This is a genomic window from Vibrio sp. ArtGut-C1 (genome assembly GCF_002105475.1).
GTDB classification, from domain to species: domain Bacteria; phylum Pseudomonadota; class Gammaproteobacteria; order Enterobacterales; family Vibrionaceae; genus Vibrio; species Vibrio diabolicus.
The window spans coordinates 93,086-114,519 of the sequence record NZ_NCTH01000013.1 but is presented as its reverse complement, the minus strand read 5'-3'; the positions used below and the strand labels follow the sequence as shown (position 1 = coordinate 114,519).

21 protein-coding genes are annotated in these 21,434 nt (G+C 45.0%); 15 read left to right on the top strand and 6 right to left on the bottom strand.

Annotation, left to right across the window (positions count from 1 at the left end; translation table 11 throughout):
• Positions 1-47 precede the first annotated feature (47 nt).
• The 3 genes from rarD (at position 48) to B7360_RS13415 (ending at position 2,064) form a co-directional block, all read left to right on the top strand.
• Positions 48-953, top strand: coding sequence for an EamA family transporter RarD (gene rarD, locus B7360_RS13425; RefSeq protein ID WP_085343728.1), 906 nt, complete (start codon positions 48-50; stop codon positions 951-953).
• A gap of 197 nt (positions 954-1,150) precedes the next feature.
• Positions 1,151-1,537 (top strand): MAPEG family protein, encoded by a 387-nt coding sequence (locus B7360_RS13420; RefSeq protein WP_005395243.1) that lies wholly within the window; start codon positions 1,151-1,153, stop codon positions 1,535-1,537.
• A complete protein-coding gene (locus tag B7360_RS13415; protein WP_047008291.1) occupies positions 1,531-2,064 on the top strand; it encodes a hypothetical protein in 534 nt (177 codons plus the stop codon). The genes B7360_RS13420 and B7360_RS13415 overlap by 7 nt, the downstream gene beginning before the upstream one ends.
• Positions 2,065-2,356: 292 nt before the next feature.
• Here B7360_RS13415 and B7360_RS13410 read toward each other — a convergent pair whose 3' ends face one another.
• Complete coding sequence (locus B7360_RS13410) at positions 2,357-3,721, bottom strand: endonuclease/exonuclease/phosphatase family protein (protein WP_085343727.1); 1,365 nt, start codon at positions 3,719-3,721, stop codon at positions 2,357-2,359.
• 352 nt (positions 3,722-4,073) lie between these two features.
• On the opposite strand from B7360_RS13410, the gene B7360_RS13405 reads away from it, so the two are divergent.
• Both B7360_RS13405 and B7360_RS13400 read left to right on the top strand, forming a co-directional pair.
• A complete protein-coding gene (locus B7360_RS13405; protein WP_085343726.1) occupies positions 4,074-6,179 on the top strand; it encodes a M4 family metallopeptidase in 2,106 nt (701 codons plus the stop codon).
• 150 nt (positions 6,180-6,329) lie between these two features.
• The gene (locus B7360_RS13400; RefSeq protein ID WP_085343725.1) at positions 6,330-6,644 is read left to right on the top strand and encodes a multidrug efflux SMR transporter; all 315 of its coding nucleotides are present in this window, start codon (positions 6,330-6,332) and stop codon (positions 6,642-6,644) included.
• An 82-nt stretch (positions 6,645-6,726) separates the two neighbouring features.
• Here the strand turns inward: B7360_RS13400 and B7360_RS13395 are convergent, their stop codons facing one another.
• Positions 6,727-7,632 (bottom strand): DMT family transporter, encoded by a 906-nt coding sequence (locus B7360_RS13395; protein ID WP_006742306.1) that lies wholly within the window; start codon positions 7,630-7,632, stop codon positions 6,727-6,729.
• A gap of 184 nt (positions 7,633-7,816) precedes the next feature.
• On the opposite strand from B7360_RS13395, the gene B7360_RS13390 reads away from it, so the two are divergent.
• The 3 genes from B7360_RS13390 to B7360_RS13380 all read left to right on the top strand — a co-directional run bounded on the left by B7360_RS13390 (position 7,817) and on the right by B7360_RS13380 (position 10,500).
• Positions 7,817-8,275 carry an NUDIX pyrophosphatase gene (locus B7360_RS13390; protein WP_006742305.1) on the top strand — a complete coding sequence of 153 codons (459 nt, stop codon included), beginning with the start codon at positions 7,817-7,819 and terminating at the stop codon, positions 8,273-8,275.
• Between the two features lie 114 nt (positions 8,276-8,389).
• A complete protein-coding gene (locus B7360_RS13385) occupies positions 8,390-8,962 on the top strand; it encodes a GNAT family N-acetyltransferase (protein WP_085343724.1) in 573 nt (190 codons plus the stop codon).
• Positions 8,963-9,087: 125 nt separating this feature from the next.
• The gene (locus tag B7360_RS13380; RefSeq protein ID WP_085343723.1) at positions 9,088-10,500 is read left to right on the top strand and encodes a coniferyl aldehyde dehydrogenase; all 1,413 of its coding nucleotides are present in this window, start codon (positions 9,088-9,090) and stop codon (positions 10,498-10,500) included.
• A gap of 164 nt (positions 10,501-10,664) precedes the next feature.
• On the opposite strand, the gene B7360_RS13375 is transcribed toward B7360_RS13380, so the two are convergent.
• Positions 10,665-11,144: an aminoacyl-tRNA deacylase gene (locus tag B7360_RS13375; RefSeq protein ID WP_006742302.1), complete on the bottom strand. Its 480-nt coding sequence runs from the start codon at positions 11,142-11,144 to the stop codon at positions 10,665-10,667.
• A 157-nt stretch (positions 11,145-11,301) separates the two neighbouring features.
• On the opposite strand from B7360_RS13375, the gene B7360_RS13370 reads away from it, so the two are divergent.
• From B7360_RS13370 to B7360_RS13355, 4 genes are all read left to right on the top strand, one after another.
• The gene (locus B7360_RS13370) at positions 11,302-12,843 is read left to right on the top strand and encodes a glutamate synthase-related protein (protein ID WP_085343722.1); all 1,542 of its coding nucleotides are present in this window, start codon (positions 11,302-11,304) and stop codon (positions 12,841-12,843) included.
• Between the two features lie 185 nt (positions 12,844-13,028).
• Complete coding sequence (katG, locus tag B7360_RS13365; RefSeq protein ID WP_085343721.1) at positions 13,029-15,200, top strand: catalase/peroxidase HPI; 2,172 nt, start codon at positions 13,029-13,031, stop codon at positions 15,198-15,200.
• Between the two features lie 177 nt (positions 15,201-15,377).
• The gene (locus tag B7360_RS13360; RefSeq protein ID WP_006742299.1) at positions 15,378-15,830 is read left to right on the top strand and encodes an antitoxin Xre/MbcA/ParS toxin-binding domain-containing protein; all 453 of its coding nucleotides are present in this window, start codon (positions 15,378-15,380) and stop codon (positions 15,828-15,830) included.
• A gap of 1 nt (position 15,831) precedes the next feature.
• Positions 15,832-16,302, top strand: coding sequence for an RES family NAD+ phosphorylase (locus B7360_RS13355; RefSeq protein WP_005376497.1), 471 nt, complete (start codon positions 15,832-15,834; stop codon positions 16,300-16,302).
• An 80-nt stretch (positions 16,303-16,382) separates the two neighbouring features.
• Here B7360_RS13355 and B7360_RS13350 read toward each other — a convergent pair whose 3' ends face one another.
• Entirely contained in the window at positions 16,383-18,233 is a 1,851-nt protein-coding gene (locus tag B7360_RS13350) for an acyltransferase family protein (RefSeq protein WP_085343720.1), read from the bottom strand.
• 239 nt (positions 18,234-18,472) lie between these two features.
• Between B7360_RS13350 and B7360_RS13345 the strand changes: the two genes are divergently transcribed.
• Complete coding sequence (locus tag B7360_RS13345; protein WP_085343719.1) at positions 18,473-18,748, top strand: nitrogenase-stabilizing/protective protein NifW; 276 nt, start codon at positions 18,473-18,475, stop codon at positions 18,746-18,748.
• Positions 18,749-18,868: 120 nt separating this feature from the next.
• Here B7360_RS13345 and B7360_RS13340 read toward each other — a convergent pair whose 3' ends face one another.
• Positions 18,869-19,969, bottom strand: a complete 1,101-nt coding sequence (locus tag B7360_RS13340; RefSeq protein WP_085343718.1) for an alkene reductase — start codon at positions 19,967-19,969, stop codon at positions 18,869-18,871.
• Positions 19,970-19,980: 11 nt separating this feature from the next.
• Positions 19,981-20,367, bottom strand: a complete 387-nt coding sequence (gloA, locus tag B7360_RS13335; RefSeq protein ID WP_085343717.1) for a lactoylglutathione lyase — start codon at positions 20,365-20,367, stop codon at positions 19,981-19,983.
• A gap of 210 nt (positions 20,368-20,577) precedes the next feature.
• On the opposite strand from gloA, the gene B7360_RS13325 reads away from it, so the two are divergent.
• Positions 20,578-21,006 (top strand): PaaI family thioesterase, encoded by a 429-nt coding sequence (locus B7360_RS13325; protein WP_024701304.1) that lies wholly within the window; start codon positions 20,578-20,580, stop codon positions 21,004-21,006.
• Between the two features lie 26 nt (positions 21,007-21,032).
• Positions 21,033-21,422 carry a MazG nucleotide pyrophosphohydrolase domain-containing protein gene (locus B7360_RS13320; protein ID WP_085343715.1) on the top strand — a complete coding sequence of 130 codons (390 nt, stop codon included), beginning with the start codon at positions 21,033-21,035 and terminating at the stop codon, positions 21,420-21,422.
• Positions 21,423-21,434: the final 12 nt, after the last annotated feature.

Genomic DNA, 21,434 nt, shown 5'->3' with positions numbered 1-21,434 from the left:
CGCGATTTGTTTGCGCTGACTTATTCGTTTAGATGAGCGATAGTTTTATGAATAACACTCGTTATGGCACTTTTATGGCAGCATTCTCCTTTGTAATTTGGGGGCTGCTACCCATTTATTATCGTTATTTACCGAATGCTTCAATGGATGAGTTGCTGGCATGGCGAATCATCGGCTCGGTTCCGGTCGGTTTTTTAATTGTGCTTGGTATAACCCGTCGAGGACCGAATTGGAAAGAAATCTGGTGTGACAAAAAATCTTTGTGGTACACGTTTGTCGCGAGCAGTTTGATGTGTATTTCATGGAGTGCGTTCACTTGGGCTTTGACTCACCATCGAGTCATTGATGCAAGCTTAGGCTTTTTTATTGGACCGTTAGTGTCAGTGGCGCTAGGCGTGTTTATTCTTGGAGATAAGCTTTCAAAAGGCAAACTCATCGCAATTGTGCTAGCAACAATTGGCGTGATGTATCAAGTGATTCATTATGGCCAGTTACCTGTTATCGCACTAACGATGGGGTTGTTCTTTGCTTTGTATGGGGTGTACAAGAAGAAGATAACATACGACTGGAGCACCACCTTATTTGTTGAGGCGCTGCTATTGACTCCAGTTGCCGTGGCGTATTTGTTTTACAAACAATGGACAGTGGGTGAGTTGGCTTCAGGTGTAGATATCACAACATTGCTTTTGTACATTGGCAGCGCACCGATCACGCTTTTACCACTGATTTTTTATTCTATCGCGATACGTATAACAAACTTATCGACAGTTGGTTTAATGCAATACATTGAACCAAGCTTGCAGTTTGTTTTGGCTGTCATGTTTTTCGGTGAACTGTTTGATGAAGTTAAAGCAGTGACCTTTGCCTTTATTTGGGTGGGGCTGTTATTTACAATCTTTGAAAGTATTGTCAAAGGGCATAAGCGTAAAAAGCTGGCCAATCATCCTTTATAGTGCACCATTCTTGAATATTCACGATTTCACTCTCACGCCCTCTATTCGAGGGCGTTTTTAGTTCCATAAAGTATTCTCTTACTCGTTTTCTTATAAGCATAATTTGAGGTTAATTGACGCATTATCATTAGGATACCGCTATATTTATAGCCAAGTGACACGTTATATAATGAAAACCGGATCAAAAAGGACGACATATGATCACAGCTCTATACGCTAGCATTCTTGCAATACTGATTATTTGGTTGGCCGTTCAAGTGATTAAGCAGCGTCGCTTAAATCAGGTTGCTTATGCTGACGGAGGAGTAGAGGCTCTCCAAATCGCTCGTAGTGCACAGAGTAACGCGACAGAATATATCCCCATTACTCTGATTCTAATGGCACTATTAGAATCCAATAGTGCTTACCCAACCTGGATACATCTCACAGGCATTATTTTCGTGATCGGTCGAATTATCCATGCTCGAGGTATATTGAAAGAGGACTTAAAAAGGCGTGTTAGGGGCATGCAGGTGACATTCCTAGTGATACTTTCTCTGGTTGTGCTGAATATGATTTATCTTCCGTACGATAAGCTATGGTAAGTCTTCGTAGCTATATCCCGCCGCCATGGGTACTCGTTCTGATTGGGTTAGTACTGAATATTGGCGCGATCGTTCTTACTAGCTTGGTCCTTGATAGGCTTGGCAAACAGTATTCGCAACTCGCAGAGCAAAAGGCGGAAAACTTGTATTCCATCCAACTCGCGTGGAATAGCGTTGAAACTCTAGAAAGAAAAAGAGAGGCGTTGCTGCTTCACTTGCACATAGGTCAGAGCGCAGCGATACCTTCGGAGATAGAACAGATATTGGAAGGGCACTTATCCTCTTGGACTCATCACGAATCGGATGAAATACAAATAGATAAACTCCCTCAGCTAATGTCAAAGATAAACCAAGCACAAGCTTCGTATAGAGATCGCATTGATGACTATTACATTGAGAATGTAGAGCTCAATGAGGTAATGGCAAAGCAAGATGAAAAGATCGCTTGGTACAAGAATATCGGGCTCTTCTTACAAGTATTCGGACTCGCATTAATCCTCGCACGTGATTTGGCTAGAAAGCCATAGAACAAAAGTTAACGGTAGGGTTTATTGCGAAATGCTAATTATAATTTGCAAATTGCAATTCATTGCGTGAGCAAACAGTGGCTATTGGTGAAGTTTTAATGAAAGTGGTTAAATAACAACCTGTTTTTGTGCACTACAAAGTTGGCACGTCTCATGCTTTAGTATGAGTGACCCTTTCTAAGCCGAGGGTCACCTAGCCAACTGACGTTGTTAGTGAACCACTTTGTTCACAAATATATACAGCCAATCACGAATCCTTGTGGTTGGCTTTTTTTTATTTAAATGACACAGTTTAGAACTGTGCTTTAATCCAGATCATGCGATGGTCGGAAGACACATCTTTGCCATCACCATACTTACCAATACGCGCATCGTTAAATAGCTTACGACCTTCTTCATAAGAAGCTGACCAGTATACGCCAGAGTCCACCACATTTAGGTTTGCAGAAGGCAAGGCATAATCTACACCCAAGCCAAACGTCGAAGTGATGCGATTTGGATATGGGTGAGTGGAGCTGCGGTCAACAGCGTGTTCGGCTGCCCCAAAGCTTGTCGGATAAAGCTCGCCATTCATCACGGTTTGGTTAACCAATGGATCATTATGCAGTTCTTGCATTACAGAGCTAATACCGTCACCGGCCACGGGATCAAGGTTTTGATCGCCCATCATTACGAATTTAGCCCCGCTCGATAAGCCGCCTTTCTTACCTGCATCGTCGTAGAAATAGTCTTTACCTTGAATATAGTGATGCCAGAACTCTACTTCGGCTGCGTTTTGCGCTTTGTTTTTACCTGGGTCGAATACTGGTGGAGTAGGGTGCGACATCAGTAGATGCACAACTTCCTCGCCATTGCGAGTCGGAATGATAATTGGTGCATCTACGTGGTTTTTAGAAGATAGGCGTACTTGATCCCATTCTTCTGCAGAGTACCACTCATCACCACACTTCATGCCATCTGGAATCTTTTGTGAGCCGTCACAGATAGTAATGGTTGGAATCTTCGCACCTTCCATATCTTTCCATTTAAACGCTTGGAACGTACGCGTATTTGCCGTATCAATCTTGTATTTAGACATTAGGGCAAAGGCATATTGACCGTGGTACATGCCAAAGCCCCATGCATCGCCCGGCATTTGACCTGCTGTTCCATTGTTGTCGAGGTCAAACTCGCTTAGCAAACCTGTGTTGGTAGAGTAAGACTCCGCGTAAGGATATTCGATAGGTTCAAGGTTCGCTTCACCGCCTGCACCATTGATGCTTTGCGCGACAGACAGGTAGTTCTTCTGGAAGCCTTCAAGGGCAGCTTTGTTTTCGCCTGTTCCGTCGTTGTTGTATTCCGCCATCATAAGAACGTCAGGGCGATTCTTCTGAATAATCGCAGCAACGTTCCGAATTTGAATGACTTTTTCCGCAGTGGTTTTGTCTTCAGCGGCGATAGAACCGTCTAAATAGGCAGTAACCAATACAGTTTGCTGCGCTGGTTCAATTTGCATTTCACTCACTAAAGCTTCAAAAGTTGCACGGTCAAAAGAGAGGTTGTAAGTCGCTATTTTTACTTCTTTAGGCTGAACATTGACGTATTCAGTGTCGTCATTACATCCAGATAATAGAGCGGCGCCAACAAGGAGAGCGATAGAGGTTTTGATTGTTTTCATGGGTACGTCATACCTTATAATTGATTCGGCTGAATATTAAAGTCATCAGTAATTGTTTTAAGCGATATCAATCACACAAACGTTTTCATATTTACATGTTCAATTAGTTTTTGTGTGATTTGTGCAATAAACGCAACACTTTCAACACCAAAAGGTTATATGCAAATTGTTAAAAAACGGTGTCGTTTTTAATAGATGAAATGGCACTAAAACATAAGCTGTATGATTGTGTGTGCTAAAATCAATGAGCGGGATAATTACGATAAGTTTGACTTCACTTTTGGGTGAGAAACAAACAAATAAGAACTGGTCAGTTTGGCTTTGCTATTGATGCAAAATAGGGGGCTAACCGATGGGTTCAGTATCAAACTATCAGAGCAGGTTATTTGTCACGGCAATGCTTGCTTCACCACTTCTTTTTTCAACACCTTTATCCGCCGCTCAGTCCGAACGGTTAGAGCAAAACCATGGTCTTGTTGTTGCTTTAGAAAAACGCAACCTTGCAGCCACACAAAATATAGATCGTGTGTTAGGTTTACAAAATGGAAATCGTTTACAAGAGCTGAAAACCAACCAAGGTAAAAACGGCGGTACGCATAGTCGTTATCAGCAGATGTTTAAAGGCGTCCCGATTTGGGGCAAGCAAATTGTCGTACATCGTGATAAAAAGAGCAAAATCAAGCATATCAACGGCACTCTCGTAAAGGATATTGCCCGAGACATCAATGATATGGTGCCTAAATTGTCGCTTTCTCAAGCAATGTCTTCAACGCAAAAGCCGTACCGAGAAAACGGATACCAAATAGAGAATCAGCGCCAAGGTTTACGTATTTATGTCGATAAAAGTGACGTGGCGCACTTAGCTTATATTGTCCAGTTTTTTGCTGATAATGAGCATGGTGGTAAGCCTACGCGTCCCACCTTTCTTGTTGATGCTAAAACAGGAAACATTTTGCTGCAATATGAGGGGTTAGCGCACGTAGAAGCGAATGGTCCGGGAGGAAACCAAAAAATTGGTCGTTATCACTATGGTGTGGACTTTGAGTCTCTATTAGTCCAGCAATCTGGTGATACGTGTTTGATGGACATTCCTGGCGTGGTCAAAACCATCAATTTGAATGGTAGGACGTCTGGCAATACACATACGTTCGTTTGTCCAACCAATAGTGTTAAAGAAATTAATGGAGCGTACAGCCCGTTAAACGATGCGCATTACTTTGGCAAAGTGGTATACGACATGTACAAAGATTGGCTAAATACCGCTCCCTTAACGTTTCAGCTTCAAATGCGAGTGCATTACCGCAAACGCTATGAAAACGCCTTTTGGAATGGCTCGAGTATGACTTTTGGCGACGGTGCGAGTTATTTCTATCCTTTAGTGAGTTTAGATGTCTCAGCGCACGAGGTTAGCCATGGATTTACAGAACAAAACTCTGATCTGATTTATTCAGAGCAATCAGGCGGAATCAATGAGGCTTTCTCCGATATGGCAGGTGAGGCGGCTGAATTCTATTCACGTGGTTCTAACGATTGGAAAGTTGGGTACGATATTAGAAAGGCTGCCAATGCGGCGTTGCGCTATATGGATAATCCGCCCCTTAACGGTCGTTCAATTGATCACGCGTCTCAGTATGTGAGTGGCATGGATGTGCATTATTCAAGTGGTGTGTTTAACAAAGCGTTTTATCTATTGGCGGTTGAGTACAATTGGGGAACGCGACAAGCGTTTGAGGTTTTTGCGTACGCTAACCAGAACTACTGGACGCCAAGCGAAACGTTTGACTCTGCAGCTGCGGGTGTATTGGCGGCCGCCCAAAGCTTAAACGTGGCGGCGAATGATGTAGCCGATGCTTTTGCTCAGGTCGGTGTTTCAGTTGATGGCGGAGTCGTCGAGCCACCATCTAGCACGTGTGAGGCTATTGCCCTAAACAATAGTGTTTCCAGCAACATAGACTCTTCATCTACTGGTGAGTGGCATTGTTTTACGATTGATGTGCCTACCAACAGTTCAGATTTTACTGTTACCACATCGGGAGCAAACGGCGATGCGGATCTTTACGTTAAGCTGGGAAGTGAACCAAGTTTAACTAGCTACGATTGTCGCTCATACAGTAGCAACAGTAATGAAGCATGTAGTATTACTTCTCCGAATGAAGGAACGTGGCACATTGGTGTGTACGCTTACAGCAGTTACAGTAACTTGAATGTGGAAGCAAGTTATGTGGGACAAGAAGCGCCACCACCATCTGATGAAGTTACTACACAATCAATCAACAATGGTAAAACATGGACGGCGATTATTACTGGTTCTGGCTTGATGAATGGCGTGTGGAACGTTATTTCAAATACGCCGTGTGATAACGATAACGAGTGCAGTTTATCCGGTATCGGAAAGAAAACCAGTGAGGTTAGCTTTACGTTGACGGATGGTACCGTGTTCATCATCGCTAAGCCCTAGCGATTTTTATGTAAAGAGGCCCTGAAATATCAGGGCCTTATTTTTTTACGTTCAATTTTCTGTATATAATAGCGAGTCACAAAGAAGTGAGGACGACCTCACCGCTCTATCTTTTCTCGGGGACGACCCCATCTCGTTGGGAAATATGACATGGCTTGGGGAATTCTCTTCATTGCTGGCTTATGCGAAGTGGCATGGGCTGTCGGACTAAAATACTCACAAGGTTTTACCAAATTGGCGGCATCTGGCTTTACCGTTACGTTTATGGTGTTGAGCTTTTGGCTACTTGGAATTGCATTAAGGACGCTGCCACTCGGTATCGCTTACGGCGTTTGGGTAGGTATAGGAGCGATTGGAACGGCAATCGTCAGTATCTACATATTTAACGAGCCCACGACGCTGATAAAATTGCTGAGTTTACTGCTTATTGTTGCCGGTATCGCTGGATTAAAATTATCCGCTTAACGTCAGGTTAAACATAAAAAGAAAGCCAGAGTCGACTCTGGCTTTTTACGTTTTAGTGTTATTTCGCTTTGGGCCTGAAGGATTAAGCGCTGTGCTTAACGAATGGCAAGCGCAAATGGTGACCAAATACGTTAATGAGTGCGCCCGCTACAATTAGCGCACCACCGATGTACGTCCAGATGAGCGGGATTTCGCCGAAGAAAATGATGCCTAACAACACAGAAAATACGATCTGAATATACGAGTAAGCAGACGCTTTGCCCGCTTGCTGAGTTTGCATTGCTTTGGTTAATCCCAATTGCCCAACCTGGGTGAATACACCAACCAAAACCAACATGAACGTCAGATACAGGTCGGGCATAACAAAATCATCGCCAATCAGTAAGAGTGAAGCGGGCAGAGCAACTAGAGGGAAATAGAAAATGATCACTGAACTATCTTCAGTTTGGCTAAGTTTTCTAACAATGACATAAGCAATTGAGCTACCAAATGCGCCCAAGATTGCAATCATTACGCTAAACATAGGTAAAGTGCGCTCTGCTTCTTGCCCTGTTTCTGGACTTACCATTATATAGATGCCGAGTAAGCACAAAGCAATACAAAGGAACGTCGATGGTTGAATGCGTTCCTTCAAGAAAAAGACGGCTAGGAGCGCAGTAAATACTGGGTGAATGTATTGGAAGATGGTCGCTTCTGCCAAAGGTAAGGTAGTCACCGAATAATATACGCACATCAATGCCATGGTACCCACTGCGCCACGCGCAAACAGTAATGGCTTATTATTGCCCCATACAGAAATTCGTTTTCGCTTAACATCTAAATAGCTGATAACAAGTGAGACGAGTGCCCTCGCTGCAACAATCTCAAATACAGGGATACCATGAAGACTGACATGCTTTACTGTGGCAGACATTAGCGCGAAACCGAATGCGGAGAGCACCATAAAGCGCACACCAATGGGAACCAGAGTGTTGAATGAATTAGACATTTTACTGCTCATTTGTTGCGACAGATCGCACTTTAGCATACTCAGCTCACAAAATGATCCGTGATATTCAAACACATCTGCCGAGAGTGAGAATAAGCAGTAGACTATGGGTTCTCAAGCAACCCTATCTTTCATTCGCGCATGGAGCGCATCTAGGAAATATCTAGATATTTAAGGAGCATACATGATCCCAGTACAAGCAACGCATACTTCTGGCGTTGTCATTTCTAAAATTGATGGCGTCGATAAAATGCTGTTGCTCAAACGTGTTAAAGGTGGTTATTGGTGCCATGTTGCTGGTGGTGTAGAGGCCGGTGAAACCGGATGGCAAACTATTCTCAGAGAACTGAAAGAAGAGACGCAAATTGACGATGTTGAGTTACATACTGCAGACTTTCTAGAACAGTTCTACGAAGCAAAAAATAACCGCATCATGGTTATTCCATGCTTCGTATTATTTTGTCCACCTAACCAATCGGTTGTACTTAACGAAGAACACACAGAGTATTGTTGGTGTACGCTTGAAGAAGCAAAGCGACTAGCCCCGTTTGCAAATCAACACCACCTTTACGAACATGTGTGGAGGCATTACGTGGATGTGGAGTCGTTGACGCCATTTACGTTAATTGAACAAACAGACTAGACGAGATAGCCATCCTTTTAAGCACGTTTGACATAACGAATATGGAAGTTTGTTCTCAACGCAATGAGGCGGTAGGATTCGTGAGTAGTGTTTACTGAAAAAGGGATAATGTGGATGGATGAGGTCATGTGCCAAAAGGCGTATCAAGGAAATAGCATGCAGGCCAGTTTTTCTGTTTCAGAAAGGGTCTCAATTGAGCCTCTCACCACCAAACACGCGACTGTTTTACTGGAAGTGGTGAACACGTATCGAAACAGCCTCTCTGGCTATTTGCCTTGGACGGACTTTGTGACCAACCGCAGAGAAGCGGTGAACTACATCTCTCAGCGCGTGAACAGCAAAGCGTTAGATGCCCACTGGTGCGCGATTTATTTTGATGAGCAGTTTACGGGTGTTATTGGCATAAAAGGTGTGGATTCGCACACACGCGTCACTGAGATTGGCTATTGGCTTGCCAACAATGGGCGAGGACACCGAGTGATCGACCAAGTACTCGCGGTGTTGATTCCTTTTTTGAAGCAGAAAGGGCACGCGCAATTCATCCAATTCCACTGTATGGAAGACAACATTGCCAGCATCAATATTGCTGAGCGTGCTGGTGCTACATTAAAAGAATACGTTGATCACGAGTTCGAGACGCTTGACCGCTCTCAACGGCTCGGCATTTATGAGTTGCGTCTGACTTAGCTCCAAACCCACTGATATTTTAATCAGAGTTCGAACTCTAATTTCGCGAGCGCTACAATAGTAACATTGTTGCGCTCGTGTTAATTTGGAGCGTCATTGGTTGAAACTAGGTTAGGAGAAGCATCATGAACGCAATCGCAGAGGTTGAAGTGGACAACCTGTTACAACAAAGCCTTGATCGCTTAAAAGCGGCGTATGCCGCCGAACCTTATCCTAGTTTGGATGAGCGTAAGCAGCGCCTTGTCTTGCTAAAACAAGCTCTGATTGCGAATAAACAAGCATTGGTGGAAGCGCTGAGTGACGATTTTGGTTATCGTTCCGAATTTGATACCGCCATGACCGACGTTTTGCCGACGGTCTCGCACATCAATTACACCATCAAGCAGCTAAAAAAGTGGTGCAAACCAAGTAAGCGTGAATCCGGTCTGTTGCTTGCTCCGTCGAAAGTGACTGTTCAGTATCAGCCACTCGGCGTGGTCGGGATCATTTCGCCGTGGAATTTTCCTGTCATTTTGAGCCTTGCGCCTTTAGTTACTGCTTTGGCCGCAGGTAACCGTGTGATGATGAAGCTCAGCGAATTTACGCCCAAAACCAATAAAGTCATCGTCAATATTTGTCGCGAGTTGTCTGAATATGTCGAAGTATTTGAAGGTGAAGCGGACGTTGCACGATCATTCAGCCAACTGCCATTCGATCATCTTTTGTTTACTGGCTCGACAAATGTTGGTCGCGCTGTGGCAAAAGCAGCGGCAGATAACCTGACTCCAGTGACGTTAGAACTGGGTGGAAAATCTCCGGTGATCATTGCAGAAGATGCAGACATGAAGAAAACCGTTGATGCGATTTTGTTTGGTAAATGCATCAATGCCGGTCAGATTTGTGTCGCGCCTGATTACGCGTTTGTACCACAAGAACGCGTCGAAGAGTTCATCACGCTGTTCTTAAAACGTTTTGAAAAACTCTATTTGAAATCCAACAAGAATCAAAAGCTGACCCATATTATCAATCAACGACAGTATGATCGTTTGACTGCGCTGCTTGAGGATGCCAAAGCTCAGGGCGCAAGCATCCGTACCGTTGAAGCCTCACCTCAACAGGAAAGGCTTTTGTATCCTCATTTGATCACAGACGTGTCGACAGATATGCGCATCATGCAAGAGGAAATATTTGGGCCATTTCTACCCATCAAGCCCTACAAAGCGGTAGATGAAGCGATTGACTACATTAATCAACACCAAAGACCACTTGCGCTGTATGTTATGTCGGACAACAAATCGACCATCAGACATATTGTACGCAACACACACAGTGGCGGCGTCGGCATTAACGACACGGTATTACACGTTGGCGCTGAAGATGCGCCTTTCGGTGGCGTTGGTGAATCAGGCATTGGTCATTATCACGGAGTGGAAGGATTCAGAACCTTTAGCCACGCGAAAACCTTACTCCACACGCCGAAATGGCTACCAAGGACGGGGGCATTAATGCGTCGCAGAGCTATGGCGATAAAAGCGATTCAAAAGATTTTTGTTCGATAGTGGTTGGATTGTTAAAACCGCTCAAACGGGCGTTTTTGCTTCTATGTGTTCTGAATTGCGGATTACCTAAGGTCGGGAAGTTTCCACCACGTGCTGCCAATAGAGAAAGAAAGGCTCTTTTTGAAAGAGCCTTTTTCACGAAATGTCGACAGATTTTTGGAAGTTTAATGCAGAACTTCACTGCTGAATCTTAAGTATTTGCAGTCGTTCATTAGCTCTTTAAATGCCTTTCTATCTAGCTTAATCAGAGTTTCATGATCGCCGGCTTCAAGATAGACATGTTCCAAGTTTGCTAATCTTTCATCACAAACGGTCGACATGTGGTAAGGACTACCAATCGGTGGAATCGCGCCGTGCTCACAATCAGTGAAGAGTCGGTAAACCATACGCTCTTTCACCAAGTGGAAAGTAGCGTTAAATTCATCGTTTAATCTCGACAAACTGATTTTGTTGTTGGCAGGTAAGACTGCCATCATATGATGCCCTTCATGATCCTCAAGAATGACGCCTTTTGCGATATTCATTAAAGGCACACCTGCGGCAACACCACTTTGTAGCGAGCTATGACTGTGGCTGTGATTCACGGTTTGAAAGTGAATGTTATGCTCAGTCAAATATTCATCTAATCGGGTTGCAATCGTCATATAGCCTCCACGTGTATGAGACCCATAAAGAGTATAGGTGAGGCAAGCGACAATCGCGTATTTTACTCTGGTTTCGCTGACGCTCTTTCCGCTCCTGTTCTACGCTTATTGCAAGCCAGCGAGAAAGCGTGGTTAACAATAATAAACAGGGGGCAACATGAGCAAGCCAATCATCGCCGATAATAAGCCGATTAAAGTGAATCTAACCGAAGGGCAAGAATATTACTTTTGCCGATGTGGACGTTCTAAAAATCAACCTTATTGCGATGGGTCGCATTCGGGAACAGGCTTAAAGCCAATGAGCTTTACTGCGGAAAAAGATGAAGAGGCGTATCTCTGCCAGTGCAAGCATACCTCTAATGCCCCATTTTGTGATGGAACACATAAGCGTTTTTCTTCTGAGCAAGTCGGCAAAGAAGGCCCTGAGAAAAAACGAGAGAAAAGTGACAAACCGACTGCGTCCGCTACTCAAGAAGAACCAACCCTAGAGTTTATCCACCAATTAGCGAGAGAAGAGCTCTCTAAACTCGGTCATCATGGTCCGATGGCTGCAATGGGGGTTCCTAGGCATTTGCTACCACATTGGGATGCTATACAAATCATGGTGGCGCAAATGGCGACACAACCGTTGTTGGAAGACGTTCCCGTATCAACTGAGTTGATTGTGGGGCCAAACGCGCGTAAGCCGCTCAAACTTGCTATCCCTTTATTGGTATCGGACATGAGTTTTGGCGCACTTTCGGAAGAGGCGAAAATTGCGCTAGCAAAAGGTGCTGAGTTGGCAGGGACTGGGATTTGCTCCGGTGAAGGGGGGATGTTACCTGAAGAACAAGCTGCAAATTCGCGGTATTTCTATGAGCTTGCCAGTGCTAAGTTTGGTTACGATGAATCTAAGCTTCTTAATGTTCAGGCTTTTCATTTTAAAGGTGGGCAGGGCGCCAAAACAGGCACGGGAGGTCATCTTCCAGCAAATAAAAATGTGGGTAAGATCTCTCAGGTGAGAGGTATCCCCGAAGGGCAACCAGCGATCTCACCGCCAACATTTAAAGATCTTCATACTACTCACGATTTCAGAAAGTTTGCTGACAGAGTCCGTGGCATCACTGGCGGCATTCCAATTGGCTTTAAACTCAGTGCAAACCATATTGAGCAAGACATACAATTTGCGCTCGATGCGGGTGCCGATTACATCATCTTAGATGGTCGCGGTGGTGGCACGGGCGCGGCGCCAACTATGTTCCGTGATCATATTAGCGTGCCAACCATTCCTGCGTTAGCTCGTGCGCGTAAGTACTTAGATGAAAAAGGTGCAAGTGACCGCGTCACATTAATCATCACTGGTGGGTTGCGAGTTCCTATGGATTTTGTCAAAGCGTTGGCACTTGGGGCAGACGGCGTGGCGATAGCAAACAGTGCGATGCAATCGATCGGTTGCGTCGCGGCCCGGATTTGTAACACCAATAATTGCCCTGCGGGGATCGCAACGCAAAATGCCGATTTGAGGCAGCGTCTCGATATCGAAAAATCATCTCAGCAACTGAAAAATTTCTTCGAATCCTCGGTCGAGCTCATGCAAGTTATGGCAAGGGCATGTGGTCACCACGCTCTGAATGAATTTAGTCGCCATGATTTAGCGACCTGGGATCACAACATGGCGAGGCTGTCTGGAATCAAGTATTCAGGTATGGACTTAAACTGATCTCTATCCATATTTTCTGCATATAGGTACATGTTTGATAACAATTATTTATTGGCAGAGATATGGAAATTTTGACTTGGCGTTAACTAAAAATTCAGTGTATGAACTACGCTGTTTGAGGTGGATATTCGATTTATTGAATAACAAAGAGTGGTTACCACAACCACGATACGAAGGAGCATTATATGAGCAACACAAACGGCGGTTCGGTAGGTAAATGTCCAGTTATGCATGGTGGGCAAACATCTACAGATAAGTCGGTGATGGATTGGTGGCCGAATGCCTTAAACTTAGACATCCTGCATCAACACGACTCCAAAACCAACCCATTTGGCCAGGACTTTAATTACAAAGAAGAACTGAAAAAGCTAGATGTCGAAGCACTTAAAAAAGACTTAAAAGACTTAATGACTGATAGCCAAGACTGGTGGCCTGCCGACTGGGGACATTACGGCGGTTTAATGATCCGAATGGCATGGCACGCAGCAGGTAGTTATCGTATCGCGGATGGACGTGGCGGCGCTGCGACAGGCAACCAGCGTTTTGCTCCCCTCAACTCTTGGCCAGATAACGCAAACCTCGATAAGGCTCGCCGCCTTTTATGGCCCATCAAGAAAAAATATGGCAACAAATTAAGTTGGGCCGATCTGATTGTCCTTGCCGGTAACATGGCGTATGAATCCATGGGCTTTAAGACCTTTGGTTTTGGCTTTGGGCGAGAAGACATTTGGCACCCAGAAAAAGACACTTACTGGGGGTCCGAGCAAGAATGGTTAGCCACAAGTGACGCTGATAACAGCCGCTACTCTGGTGAGCGAGATTTAGAAAATCCACTTGCCGCAGTAATGATGGGGCTTATCTACGTCAACCCAGAAGGGGTGGACGGTAACCCAGATCCCCTCAAAACAGCACATGACATGCGTGTGACCTTTGCGCGAATGGCAATGAACGATGAAGAAACTGTCGCGCTCACTGCGGGTGGTCACACGGTCGGTAAGTGTCATGGTAATGGTGATGCCGCAAACCTTGGTCCAGAGCCCGAAGCCGCAGACGTTCATGAACAAGGTCTTGGCTGGATTAACCACAAAACACGTGGCATTGGCCGTGACGCGGTAACGAGCGGTATTGAAGGTGCTTGGACGACACACCCTACACAATGGGACTACGGATACTTCCACTTACTATTTAAGTACGATTGGGAACTGAAGAAGAGCCCAGCAGGTGCGTGGCAGTGGGAGCCAATCGACATTGAAGAAGAAGACAAGCCTGTCGATGTTGAAGACGGCTCTAAGCGCTACAATCCAATCATGACTGACGCCGATATGGCGCTCAAAATGGACCCTGAATATCGCAAGATTGCAGAAAAGTTCCAAAATGACCCAGCGTACTTTGATGATGTTTTTGCTCGTGCCTGGTTTAAGTTGACACACCGCGATCTAGGACCAAAATCATGTTATTTCGGACCTGATGTGCCAAGCGAAGATCTTATTTGGCAAGACCCAACGCCTGCAGGTAAGACAGACTACGATGTCGATTTAGTGAAAACAAAAATCGAAGCAAGTGGCCTATCCATTAGTGAGCTAGTAAGCACGGCTTGGGATAGTGCGCGTACTTACCGTGGCTCTGACCGCCGAGGTGGCGCAAATGGTGCGAGAATTCGTTTGTCTCCGCAAAAAGATTGGCAAGGAAACGAGCCAGAGCGTCTAAGTCGTGTTCTTGCTGTGCTAGAAAAAATAGCAGCAGAAGAGGGCTGTAGTGTTGCGGACGCTATCGTGCTTGCTGGTAACGTAGGTATTGAACTGGCTGCGCGTGCCGCAGGTCATGATGTATCTGTGCCATTCGCGCCAGGCCGAGGTGATGCCACCCAAGAGATGACGGATGTTGAATCATTCGAAGTTCTTGAGCCTGTGGCTGACGGTTTCCGAAATTGGTTGAAGAAAGACTACGCGGTTAAGCCGGAAGAGCTTTTATTAGATCGTGCTCAGCTTATGGGTTTGACAGCACCAGAAATGACGGTACTCATCGGTGGTATGCGCGTTCTAGGCAGTAACTACGGTGGTGGAAAAGAGGGCGTATTTACTGACCGAGTAGGCACTTTGTCGAATGATTTCTTCGTGAACCTTACTGACATGGCATATACGTGGAAACCAGTGAGTGCTAATCAATATGAAATCCGTGATCGTAAAACCGACGCTGTGAAGTGGACGGCAACCCGTGTGGATCTTGTCTTTGGTTCAAACTCGATTCTACGTTCATACGCAGAAGTGTATGCGCAAGATGATAATCAGGAAAAATTCATCCACGACTTCATCACTGCATGGACGAAAGTCATGAACGCCGACCGTTTTGACTTGTAATAAGTGAAACGATGCACATCGGTAGATGCGTAAACAAAGTTGATGAATAAGTAAGAGAGGCGGGCGCAAAGCTCGCCTTTTTCTTTACCTGTCTTTTTACTTTGATTGTTACTTTGATTGAAAATTGAGCTCATTTGAACCATAATGACTAGACCATATGAACCATAGGAGCTTGATATGGCAACTGCAGCATTAAAAAGCTTTAAGCCGAAACAATCTCATAAAGCCAATTTCTGGCTTATGTTAGGTATTGAAGATGCTGAAACGGGTCGTATTGATGCGGTTCACAAAGGCTTTGAGCCCAAGGTATACCGGAACATTGTTGATCGAGTAAAGCTTTCTCAAAGTGAATTCCAACATGTGACACTGATTCCTGTTAGTACAATTAAGCGTCGTCTTAAAAATGATGAGCGTTTTAATACTCAAGAGAGTGATGCAATCTATCGATTAGCGATGTTATTGAAACTCGCGACAGAGTTGTTTGACGACGAAGAGCGCGCGTTAAAATGGATGAGAGAGAATGTGTACGGCTTAGGTGGAAAAAGGCCGCTAGACATGGTCTCGACCACGGTGGATTTTGAAATCGTCAAAGATTTGATCGGCCGTTTAGAGCACGGGGTGTTCTCGTAATATGAAGCTCTATCGTCTCACACAAAAGAAATTCGCTGACACGCCATTCAGCCCCGTTGGCGCAAAGTTGTTTGGAGGGCGATGGAACTCAAAAGGAACCGAAGCCCTCTACTTCTCTGAATCGGAATCCCTTTGCTCGTTGGAAGTGTTTGTTCACGTAAATAACGATCCAGCTATCACCAAACTGTACGATTTATATCGTATTGAAATGCCCGAATATCTCATCGCCACCTTAGATGAAGAAGATCTCCCTGTGACGTGGCGAGCAATACCGGCGAGCGAGTCTACGCAATACATTGGTGACCAGTTTCTCAATGATCCTCATCCAGAGTTTGCCGCGCTGCAAGTGCCTTCAACGATTTCACCTCGTGATAAAAACTACGTGGTGAATCCAAATCATCCCAAAATGAAAGAGATCATCAAGAAAGCCGAAAAGCTCGATTTCGCGTTTGATCCGCGCATTTTCAAATAGACGCGCTGGCTTTGTCTTGCTTTAAAGCATTCAGCGCTTACCTGAGATAAGCGCTGAAACATAAAAGTTTATTCCCTTGGTTATTGTCGGTCGTAAGTGAACTGTTGCGCTTCATTTGTACTGTTGTGGTAATGCCCAAGCACCAACTCAGCACCTTTGTAAGATAAATGGCTGTCATCCGTATACATCGCATTGTTTGCTCCAACTCTCATTCGACATACGCCATTTCTGCAAATGGCATCGGTCAAGTCGACAAACTCAACGTGCTCAAATTGCTCAAAGTAGTTCACTAACTTCGCCACGTTTTTTGGATGATGTCGCTTGGGAGAGAAATCGCATGCGGACTCTTCTGTCTCGCCAAACAAACGCGCTTTCCAAAGGCATTCTCCTACCGCAAAAGGTGCGGAAGGGGTTGGGCCGAAAACGACCACTTCTTTCCCTTCCAGTTCATTCAACAATCCAGTTAATGATGCCTCATAATCGGCTTGTGAAAGCTCTTTATTGAAGTTGGAAGAGATAACGACGCGACGAATAGAAGGGGTACGCAAAATGGTATCGACTGCCTGTTTGAAGAACTGTCGGCAAGAAATTGATCCAGCATCTTTGATGATGTCGACATAACCGACTGCACAGGAATCTTGAGTAAGTTGCACTACGCCAGTTGGTGTTACTTCGGATAGACGCTTTACGTAAACCATGCTGTGACTATTGCCTAGCACTGCGATGGTGGGCCGCGGCGCAGACGAGCACACATCGTTAACGTCGGTGTTGCCGTTGCAATCTAAACCGTAACCGTTATTAACGCGCATGGCTTCGAAAAATGCGCTTCTTTCTGGAAAACCACCGTTTTTATGACCAATAACGCCGAACGTCAGCAAGGGCAACGTCAAAACCGCAATAACCGCAGACACAGTGCGCATGCTCATGGCTTTTCGGCTGCGGAACGGCTTTTCAACAAAGCGCCAAGTGAAGTAAGACAGTACAAACAGAGTGACAACGTAAAGTGGGATATTGACGTCTTGTGTTGCGTCCAACACGTAGCGGTAGAAGACAAATAGCGGAATATGCCACAAATACAAGCTGTAGCTGATTAAGCCGACGAACACGACCCATTTTAGGCTCAGTAATTTACCGCAGACATTGTCTTTAGAGGCAAACAAAATCACCAACGCGCTACCGATGACCGGCACCAGCAAAGTGATACCCGCGCCATCTTGCGATTTTTCAAACAAAAGCGCGGAAGCCAATATCAAAACGATGCCAATGGTTGCCAGCGTATCGTTGGATTGAACTTGAACTTTTCTCATTACTAATGCGAGTAATGAACCGGTTGCCAGTTCCCAAGCACGAGAGAAGATCATGTAGAAGGCGAAATCAGGATCGTTGCTCGCATAGACAATAGTCATCAAACTCAGCGCAAATACCGCGACAAAAAAAGTCAGGAAAAACGCGTTTTTGCCACGAGCGAGTAGCATGAGTAGCAAAGGAATGACAATGTAGTATTGTTCTTCAACGCCCAAGCTCCAAGTGTGAAACAGCGGATTGGCTTGATCTTCTAAACCGAAGTAATTGTGGCCTTTTAAATACAGAAGAATGTTGGATGAAGAAAGAATAGAAGAGACTGCGAACTGACCAACGTCTTTGTGTGCTTGTGGCAAAAACAGCCACCAAGACATCAAGTAGCTGACGGCAATCACCACCAGTAGCAGGGGAAGTATGCGGCGAATGCGTCGCTCATAAAAATCACCGAGGCTGAACTTCTGGTTTTCCAAATCGTTAATCACGATGGTGGTGATCAAATAGCCGCTGATAACAAAAAATACGTCGACGCCAATAAAGCCACCAGCGAACTGCTCAACTCCTGCATGAAACAAAATCACCAACGTGACAGCAATCGCCCTTAATCCGTCTACTTCCGCTCTGTAAGTCATATCGTGTCCCTCCAACATTCCGTTTAACGAAGTAGAGCAAAATATGAACCAAAAATAATGTTTATTTAAATCAGTGTCTTAAGGTGATTATCAAAATAAAAAGGTTGGGGAAATAACGAATTCCCAAATTGAATTTCAATATGGAAATCCCAGAAAGAGTGATGTTAGAAGCGCTAAATCAAAGAACGTAAAGCGCGAGACACATAAACTTCATTGAAAACGATAACGCTAAAGAAACGATGACAGAGAATACGATTCAGGAAAAAATTGCCAGCTTTACTTGTATCGAAGAAGCGTTGGATTACTTCGAAATCGAGTTTGATAGCCGATTTATCGAAAACCACCGAACCGAGTTGGTTAAGAGATTTAATGGCTACTTAATCCTCACTAAACCGGATGATTGGTTTTCAGGTCGCCGCGCTCTGAAAAATGCCTACTGTAAAGTACAACGCAGTTTACTAAGTAAAACGACGCGCTCTGCATGTCGAGGTTGTACATCTTGTCAAAGACGTTAACCCTTGGTGGCTTAGCCTAAAAAAGAACCCTGCATCTTGGCGTAACAGGGGAAAGAGCAAGGTTCTTTTGGGTTAGCTATTAGTTTGTCGCGAGTTGCGAATCAGCTTTACGTAGATGAATTAACCCGCGTGATACGTAGGGTAGTCCACTAAACCTTTTTCATTGCCGCCGAACAATGTCGTAGGGTCATGTTCTGCCAGCGGATAGCCATGCTTGATGCGGCTTGGTAAGTCTGGGTTTGCAACAAACGGACGACCAAAACCGATCATGTCGGCTAAACCACTTTCAATCGCGTGTTGCGCCTTTTCTGCGTTGTAACGACCGGCATAGATCAGTGTGCCTTTATACGCCTCACGAACTGCGGTTTTAAAGTCGTGCGGAGTGTCTGGCGCGTCGTCCCAATCCACTTCTGCAATGTGAATGTAAACCACATTGAGTTTATCAAGCAGCGCAGCAGCAGCGGTGTAGGTATTGACAGGTGTGCTATCAACGGTGCCGTTTAACGAAGTGAATGGTGCAAGGCGAACACCAACACGCTCTGCGCCAATGGCTTGCGTCATTGCTTCGACCACTTCACCAAGAAAACGCAGACGGTTTTCAATTGAGCCGCCGTATTCATCGGTGCGGTTGTTCGCTTCAGAATCGATAAACTGGTTAACCAAGTAGCCATTTGCTGCGTGAAGTTCGACACCATCAAACCCAGCTTCTATCGCGTTTAATGCGGCTTGGCGGTATTCTTCAATAACATTCTTGATGTCTTGTTTGGTCATTTCACGTGGCTCAACCACGTCGACAAAGCCAGGTTCCTCTGTGCCATTGTCGATAAATACTTTCACGTTTTCTGCTTTGAGCGCAGAAGAAGAAATAGGTTGCTTGCCGCCGATGTTGTCAGGATGAGTCACACGACCAACGTGCCATAATTGCGCGAAGATAACGCCGCCTTTCTCGTGCACTGCATCAGTTACTTTTTTCCAGCCAGCAATTTGCTCTGGGCTATAAATGCCCGGTGTCCACGCATAGCCTTGACCCATTGGTGAAATTTGTGTGCCTTCTGCAACGATTAATCCCGCTTCGGCGCGTTGAGCGTAGTAGGTCGCCATCATGTCGTTAGCGACATTACCCGGTTGAGAGGCTCGAGAGCGCGTCATCGGAGGCATAACGATGCGGTTTTTTAATGAGAGAGAGCCAAGTTGAATCGGTTGAAATAATGCATCTGTCATAGGAAAACTCGTTATTGTTTAGTTTGAATCAGTTCGATTGGGTAGCCGTCGGGATCTTTAATGAAGGCGATGTGCGTTTTTCCTCCTTTCATTGGTCCGGGTTCGCGAGTGACGTTACCACCAAGCGCTTTGATTTTTTCGCAAGCTGCGTAAATGTCTTCACACCCAAGCGCTATGTGCCCGAATGCGTTACCTAAGTCGTAACTGCCGGTATCCCAGTTATAAGTTAGCTCGATGTTCGCGCCATGTGGTTGATCAGGGCTACCAACAAACACCAGTGAGTAACGGTATTCTTGGTTTTCAAAACGATCCAAAACGCTCATACCCAGAACTTTTGTATAAAATTCGATAGATTTGTCTAGGTCAACAACACGGATCATCGTGTGGAGAAACTTCATAAGTCGCCTTTCATAACGTTGCGTAATCACGATGCAAACCTTATCGCCACTCTAAATAAACTGGAAATTATCGTTAATTATGAAAATGATTATTTAACGTTATGGGCAATGAGGTTGTTGGCCCTACAACGTGCAAACAAAGATTACTCGCCGTTTCTTTTTAATAATTGGCATATGCTAATTACTCTTTTTACAAGCTGAGTACTTAACATGTCCGCAAACAGCCACTTTCATTCCACTCACGAATCTCATTATCAATGTGCGGTTTGTTCTTCAATCGATGCGAATCCGAACTCTTTGGCTGTGAACTACCAGTGCCTAGCCGATGGTTCTGTTGTCGGAGAGTTTCACGTTTTACCGCGTCATCAAGGTTACACAGACCTGTTGCATGGTGGCATTGCGAGTTCGCTGCTCGATGGTGCAATGACGCACTGTTTGTTATTTAGAGACATTCAAGCCCTTACCGCGCAGTTGGATGTGCGCTACCATGCACCTATTGAGCTAGATGAGCACGTCACGATTACTGCACACTGTGAAGGTGAACGCCGCGGTATATATCAACTGGTGGCTCAATTACTGGTCAATAATGAAGTTAGAGTGACGGCAAAAGGGAAGTTTATTCGTCCTAAAGAGGCGTAAATAAAAACGTGTTCTACGGAGAGGCAATGAAGAAATTTGATGAACTGTATGCAATTGCGACGAGAAAATCTCAATATGACCAAACCAACACTTGGTTTAAAGGCGTAGAGACTTATCTGGAGGCCATTGGCAAAGAAGTTGATGAAGTCCGCGAAGAGATTCGTGAGGATCGCCTTTGTCATTTGGAAGACGAGTTAGGCGATGTGTTGTGGAACTATCTTAACGTATTAAAAGCGTTGGAAAGAGAAAAGGGTATAGATCCTGAGAAAGTACTCGAAAGAGCCTGCAACAAATACGATCAGCGTGTATCTGCGATTGAGTCGGGACGCAGTTGGGATGAGGTTAAACAGCAGCAGAAACAAGCCTTGAACGCGGAACATGAAGCCGCGCAGTTAGAGACCATGAAGAGCCAATAACTGCGCGTGATA